The organism is Acinetobacter sp. RIT698 (assembly GCF_009668065.1).
Classification (GTDB): domain Bacteria; phylum Pseudomonadota; class Gammaproteobacteria; order Pseudomonadales; family Moraxellaceae; genus Acinetobacter; species Acinetobacter guillouiae.
Map to the genome: position 1 here is coordinate 1 of NZ_WJYH01000095.1, position 6,385 is coordinate 6,385.

The 6,385-nt window shown below is 40.7% G+C and carries 6 protein-coding genes; all 6 read right to left on the reverse strand.

What is annotated here, in order from left to right; genetic code table 11:
• Nucleotides 1-252: 252 nt before the first annotated feature.
• The 6 genes from GJV03_RS20945 to GJV03_RS20970 are packed head-to-tail and all read right to left on the reverse strand — an operon-like array spanning nt 253 to nt 6,278.
• Entirely contained in the window at nt 253-1,272 is a 1,020-nt protein-coding gene (locus GJV03_RS20945) for a spore coat U domain-containing protein (RefSeq protein WP_154131041.1), read from the reverse strand.
• A complete protein-coding gene (locus tag GJV03_RS20950) occupies nt 1,269-3,785 on the reverse strand; it encodes a fimbria/pilus outer membrane usher protein (protein WP_154131042.1) in 2,517 nt (838 codons plus the stop codon). The genes GJV03_RS20945 and GJV03_RS20950 overlap by 4 nt, the downstream gene beginning before the upstream one ends.
• A complete protein-coding gene (locus GJV03_RS20955) occupies nt 3,786-4,589 on the reverse strand; it encodes a molecular chaperone (protein ID WP_154131046.1) in 804 nt (267 codons plus the stop codon).
• A gap of 19 nt (nt 4,590-4,608) precedes the next feature.
• Nucleotides 4,609-5,115, reverse strand: coding sequence for a spore coat U domain-containing protein (locus GJV03_RS20960; protein ID WP_154131043.1), 507 nt, complete (start codon nt 5,113-5,115; stop codon nt 4,609-4,611).
• 11 nt (nt 5,116-5,126) lie between these two features.
• Nucleotides 5,127-5,681 (reverse strand): spore coat protein U domain-containing protein, encoded by a 555-nt coding sequence (locus GJV03_RS20965; RefSeq protein ID WP_154131044.1) that lies wholly within the window; start codon nt 5,679-5,681, stop codon nt 5,127-5,129.
• A 60-nt stretch (nt 5,682-5,741) separates the two neighbouring features.
• Nucleotides 5,742-6,278 carry a spore coat U domain-containing protein gene (locus tag GJV03_RS20970; RefSeq protein ID WP_154131045.1) on the reverse strand — a complete coding sequence of 179 codons (537 nt, stop codon included), beginning with the start codon at nt 6,276-6,278 and terminating at the stop codon, nt 5,742-5,744.
• Between the last annotated feature and the right edge of the window lie 107 nt (nt 6,279-6,385).

Below are 6,385 nucleotides of genomic sequence, written 5' to 3' on the forward strand. Positions count from 1 at the left end.
TCTTTAAACGCCCATACAAACTATTTTAATCTTGAGATATTTCACATAAAAAATGTATAACAAAAAATAAAATACACTTGTATATATATAACAATGAATTTTAAGAATGGGTTTTAATAAGGCAAAAGGTTCGCATATTTTTATAAAAAAACATAATTAAAGAGAGTTTTTATTTAATATCGATAAAAAAATAAACTATAAAATTATCATTTAATAAAGCCATGATAAAATCATTATCATGGCTTTATATCGTTAAAACTCAACATTTACCGTTATTGTGTCTGAATAATTACCAGCAGGCAGACTTGGTGAATTAGTGTCCAGAACTTTTGCAGTAAAGGCAAAACCCTGTTGATTGGTATTATGCTGACCCGGGTTCGTTGTCGCCTCGAGACTTGACCAGCGTTCATTGCCGATACTGCCCCAACGTTCCGTCGTTGCATTTTTATAAATCTCATAACTCAAATAATTGTTACCCGTTTCAGATTTCATTGCACGTTGATTACCACTTTGTGGATAGAGACCATTATTTAAACTGACATGATAAGGTGTATATACTGAGCAACGTACGCCTAGAGAAGTTTGAACTGGTGTAAAGACATCTGCAAAAGGCGATGTTCCAAAATTAACCGCATTGGTAGAAATACGACAATCTGCTGAAACGTCAATATATAAGTTCAAGTTTGCATCACTCCCTGTGCCCCAATTTTGATCTGTAAATAAACCTGGACGTCTAAAACCAGGGCTTTCAAAAAAGCTCCCTATCCCCACAAATGCAAGCTCAGGTACAGAATAATACCATTTGACTTTAAAGGATTTGTCCGCTGTATATCTCCCTGGAGAAACATTTTGCCCTGGATTAATTTTGGCATAAAATGGTAATGCACCATTAGGCCCAGTAAAGAAGTTAAGAAGTGAAAAAGTACTCATATCAATTTCTTTACCAACACCAATTGCTTTATTATTGGTGTCCAGATAACTCACTGTGAGACTTTCACCAGTTCCACTATTTGTATAGTTTACTGGTATCTGATCGACCCGATACATCAAATAAGTGGTATTTAAAGCAGCCAAACTAAACCCTTCACACCTTAAACCCGCACTAAACTGATTAGATTGCGTCCCTTGCTCCGCCAATGTCATAGACGAAATCGTACCCATCGTCACATTACCACTTGAGGTAATAACACAAGCAGCTTGATTCTGAGCTGTGATCAATATTAACCCAGAGAATAATAGACTCGCGGGTATTATTTTTTTTAAAGTAATCATGGTTGAGCCACCTCACGACAAACAACCGACTTAATCACTGCAATCTGTTGTTGCGCTTGTTTTAAATCCAATGAAAAGTTTGCTTCACATACGCTCTGATCTTGCAGTTGCACTCGAATGCTATTTTCTGCACCGAGATCTTCAAGATAAGCAATCCCGTCCATTCCCACATAACTCGATTCTTGATCCGCACGATGTACCACCGCACCCACTGGAACCGCTTGCCCATTGCTTTGCACCAAATACACATTTGCCGCATAAGACTGTTTGATTGGGAAGCCTATCACCACACCTGAGCCTCGTTTTGCCGCAATCCGATTTTCAACTTGGGTTGCATTAAAGTTAGAGGGTAAATCGATCGGGTTAATACTGTATTTAGCCGCGTAATAAGGCGTCACTGACGGTACAAACACATAGCCCTTGGCGTTACTCCGCCCCACCAAGCTGTTTTCATAATGCACTGGAACATCTGCAACTTTATTGGTATCAATTAAGGCAAAAGATTCACCCAGTCGATTGGCAACGAAAACATTGCCTGACATCAACACCACCGAACCTGACAGTCCAAACCAATAGTTGTAGTCATTGGCACCCGACATGCCGACATCGGTATTAAAATATTGGTTACGGTAGCTGACACGTGCCTGATTAAAGTCATCGCTGTTTTCATTAAAACGTCGACTTAAATCAACACCAACACCACCTGCCAACGGTGCACTACGGTTATAGTTGATATAAGCATAATCACCACTGGATTGTTGGCTATAACCTAGACTGGCAGTGGATCTGCTTTTGGAAAATGGAACCGATAACTGAAATGCTGCATTCCACTCTTTTTCCACAAAATCCCGATTGGCACTTAATGACACCGTTGCACCACGCATATAAGACGGGAGTATCGGTGCCCACGACAGATTCATCAGTTTATTTTTAATGTCGCGGTTCTTGGTCTGGATATAGGCCACCCCAAAAGTCCCTGATTTATCTGTGGCAAAATACGTGTTGGCAACCGAACTTTTATGATTGTTGGCTGAGACCAAATTGCTATATTGCAAGCGTGAAAGATCATAATAATCCTGATCACGTTGGGTATGATTGAGACTAAATCCAAAGCGTTGCTGGTTATAGCTATAGCCTAAAGTATATTGATTTCCCTTGATATTTTGGCTATTGATCCGATTAAATTCACGGTCTGCCCAACTTTGAGTTGCCGAACCACTTAACACCCCAAACTGATTCAACTTAAGCACTGAACCTAGCCCAACCAACTGAATTGAATCGGAGAGTTCAACTCGTCCTTCAGCCGTGAGCCAGTCGTTAATCCCATAACGCGCATCCGCTGAACTGGCAAATTTGCCATATTCAAAGTTCTTGATCCCATAATCTTCGCGGATTTGTCCCATAGACACCGAATAATCCAATAACCCCGGTTTAAGCAAAGTATTCGAAATATAAAACGGCACCGAGGTTGCCACCTGACGGCCAACACTATCTGTGGTGACAATCACCGCCTCGCCTTTACCATTGATAAATGGAACATTATTTAGAATAAAAGGGCCAGATTGTACATCGGTTGAATTGGCTTTCTGCCCATTAATCAATAAGTCCACGGTGCTCGGTAAGGCCGCTTGTCCTTTAAACTGGGGTAAAGGATAGGTAATCAAATCTGGACGCGTACCAAAATTACGCTGTAACTGTAATCCACCTAAACGCACTGAACTTCCCCAAGCGTTTTTACTTCCCGTAATTACATCGCCGGCTAAAAATGAAACTACCCGGACTGGGTCATCATATTGCCAAGTGGTGTCATAGCGGCGGTAGCCATCATTATCTTGATTTGAGTCGTTTCCAATCCCATCAGATTTAAAATCAGTTTTGCTATAAACCCCTGAATTTCTCAGTACCCCATAAGGGGAGAAAAAGCGTTGTTCTGTAAAGAGTGTACTGCTATAGCCACCATTCTCTGGGCGGTAGGTATAAAAGTCATAGTTATTTAATAAACCAATACCAGACTGCGCTGTTTCAGGTTGATACCATGAATCCAAGCCGCGTATCTGCACCGGCATCCAGCTGGCAGGAAGATCTAGACTAAAATACTGTTGCGCTGAATTGTACTCATACTTCAATTCGGGAATCTGATTGAGGCTGACCCAATCCAAAGCCTTGCCCGAAAAGCCTAAAGTAAATACATCCAGATCGGTCAGGTTTTTTTCTAACTGTTGCTGAAGTGCATCCGCAGGCAGCTTAATCTGTAGCTCATCCAGTTTCGATTGCTGGATAAAGTAATGATCTCCTTTGACAATGACTGGTATCACTTGTCGCGTCGAATATTGATTGATCACCAAGTCCAGATAGAGCTTAAATAAGCTATTCACTTCTGAAACATCTCGCGGTGGTGGTGGTAAACCATTTGCATAGACATTGCAGCTCAGCAATGGAATATTCGCAACCAATATCAATGTCAGGCTTTTGCATAAAAAAGAAGGGGTATTTAACCCTGATAAATAACGCATTTATCCTCCCCCTCCTTCTTTTTTAATCTCAACCAATTCCTGTTTCACCCCTGAACTGTCAACGCCATACAAACTGCTTTGACCAATCAGGCTGTTGAGTAACTTATTGTCCAGATCAAACTTCATGGTGCTGTTTGCCAACACATAACCAAAGGCGGTTTTGCCAAAAGCCATTTGCTCTGAAGTCGGGGTTAATTTAATTCCCGAAAGTCGTGAAAATTTTGAACCAGTATTTTTAATATAAAGTTCAGGTTTGCCCTGTTCATTATTCTTGACCCACCAACTTAATATCGGTTTAGCCAAAGGATTTTTCGCATTGGTTTTTTGTGAAACTTCAGTTAAACCACTGCCAAGTCCTTTGCCATAGCTAAACAAGGGAATGGAATAACGCATCTGAAAACTGACTGTCGATGCATCTTTTTCATCTTCTGGATTGAGCTTGATCGGCAGTTCATCGACAATAATTCGATAGGCAAGTTCTTTTGCATCAGGTACAGCAGCTGAGCGAGTCAAACGCAACATATGCTTTTCACCCGCCTTAATCTTCGCCACTGGCGGACTTGGAATAACCTCAGTTTGCTCCGCATAAGCATCTTGCTGATGATTCTGATCCCATTTAAATACCCGAATCTGTACCATGGCATCAGAATTACCGGTATTTTGTAGCCAGACCGCAGAGGCTTTTTCATTTTCTTCAATTTTTGGATAGATTGGCCAGATTAAAAAAGTGGCCTGTGCGAATACCGGTGAAGTGATCATCAATATCGCGGCCGCAGAGAAAGTTCTGCCCGACCATATTTTCATTTTATTTAAGCTCATAGAATCACCATGTAATCGTAATTGCGACCGTATCTTTATAAAGGCCTGCTGATCGTGGTTGATTGTTATTATTCAAGTCTGCAACAGCGTAGACTGCAAAACCCAGTACGGTATTCAGCGTAGTGGTTGGTATCAGCGAGTAACTACTCCCACTGGCATATTCACCTTGCAAATTACTGTCCTGATAAAGCTGATAAGGTACAAATTCATTCTGCTGGGCATGTTTCATCCGCCGAGAATTATTTGAAAAGTGATCACCACCATTCAACATCACCTTTACCGGTAGCCGTGCAGTACATTGGATATTCCAACTTTGTGTTGTATTGATCACTGATTCACTTAATTTTCCCTGCGCCACAACAGGATGACGACCAAAATCAAGTAACTGTTCGACATTACTTAACCCACAGCCATTGGCAATACGTGCTTGAACCGTAAAAGTTGCTTGTGTTTCAGCATATCCCCACTGCACAGCCAACATCAGCAGAACACTTAAACCTATTTTTTTCATGATTTCGTTCTTTAAAATTCGATGGTAATTGGAATAGTATCGGTATATTGCCCAAGCGAGACTGACCGACCATTATTAACAGTTTGACCCATGAGATTAAGCGTTTGCGACTGACCATTATTGGTCAAGGTAATTGATTGATTAGGCTTGAGTGCTTCGCGAGCAGTTCCATATAAGATGTTGTAGGCAAGGAAATCTGTGCCATTACTGATCGCACGAAAATAATTTGCGCCAAAAGGTGCTGGAACCTTGCTGTCATTTTGCCCCGCACCAAAAGTAACTTTTATTGGAGCATTGCCAGGGCATTGAATGGTCAAACCTGATGTAGAACCCTGACTTAAGCTGGTCTCAATCACCTGATTAAATGCAGCTGTGGTTTCACCAAAATCCAGCTGACCAAAATTCAGACCATTTGTTGCATTACTGACAGACTGATTATTAATTTCACATGAGGGTTCTAATTCAATCTGCACATTTAATCTAGCTGCTAACTGTGCAGCACTGGTGAATGACGAAATAAGACTACAAACCAACAATCCCACGCATTGTTTAAGCAACAGATGCATACGTTCCTCCTTAAAACAGGCTTGTTTAATAACAAACCTGTTCACTGTTACGTATACCAATTAGAAATTAACAGTCACCAATAAAGTGTCTGTATAATCACCCTGTGCTTTTGCAGTACCGCTATTTGCAGCAACAGCACCAAAGATTGGAATTTCTTGAGCTACACCTGTCGCAGCAGTGAAAGTCTGAGCTGTATTAATCACATATGGATTGGTACGTGCAGCATCACGATAAACGTTATAGCTGACTACATCTGCAGCAGTTGTATGTTTAAGACTACGATCAGCGCGTTGACCACCATCAATTGCAACAGTAAAGTTAACATCTGTTGTACCATCACATTTCACATTGAGATGGCTGCCCGTACCAGATGAAGCAACTTGTGCAGTAAGGGTATTGGTCCAAGTGCCAGAAGTTTTACCAAAATCTAATGTACCAAATTTATTGATATTGCCATTCACTGTAGAACCTTCAACAGTACAACCTGTTGAAACATTCAGTTTTACATCAACCTGACCCGTCACTGCTGCTTGTGTAGTCGCGATATACCCTGTACCCAATAAAATAGTAAGGGTTAGTTTTGTAAAAATATTCATATTTAATCCCATGATGTGTATTATTTATTAACTTTTACACCAGAAGTGTGAAAGCATTTACATAATTACATGTGATAAATACGCGTTCAATAAATACACTAAAAAAC

Coding starts and splice junctions, on each gene's coding strand:
- GJV03_RS20945 (WP_154131041.1), bottom strand. CDS start 1,272: ATGATTACTTTAAAAAAAATAATACCCGCGAGTCTATTATTCTCTGGG.
- GJV03_RS20950 (WP_154131042.1), bottom strand. CDS start 3,785: ATGCGTTATTTATCAGGGTTAAATACCCCTTCTTTTTTATGCAAAAGC.
- GJV03_RS20955 (WP_154131046.1), bottom strand. CDS start 4,589: ATGAAAATATGGTCGGGCAGAACTTTCTCTGCGGCCGCGATATTGATG.
- GJV03_RS20960 (WP_154131043.1), bottom strand. CDS start 5,115: ATGAAAAAAATAGGTTTAAGTGTTCTGCTGATGTTGGCTGTGCAGTGG.
- GJV03_RS20965 (WP_154131044.1), bottom strand. CDS start 5,681: ATGCATCTGTTGCTTAAACAATGCGTGGGATTGTTGGTTTGTAGTCTT.
- GJV03_RS20970 (WP_154131045.1), bottom strand. CDS start 6,278: ATGAATATTTTTACAAAACTAACCCTTACTATTTTATTGGGTACAGGG.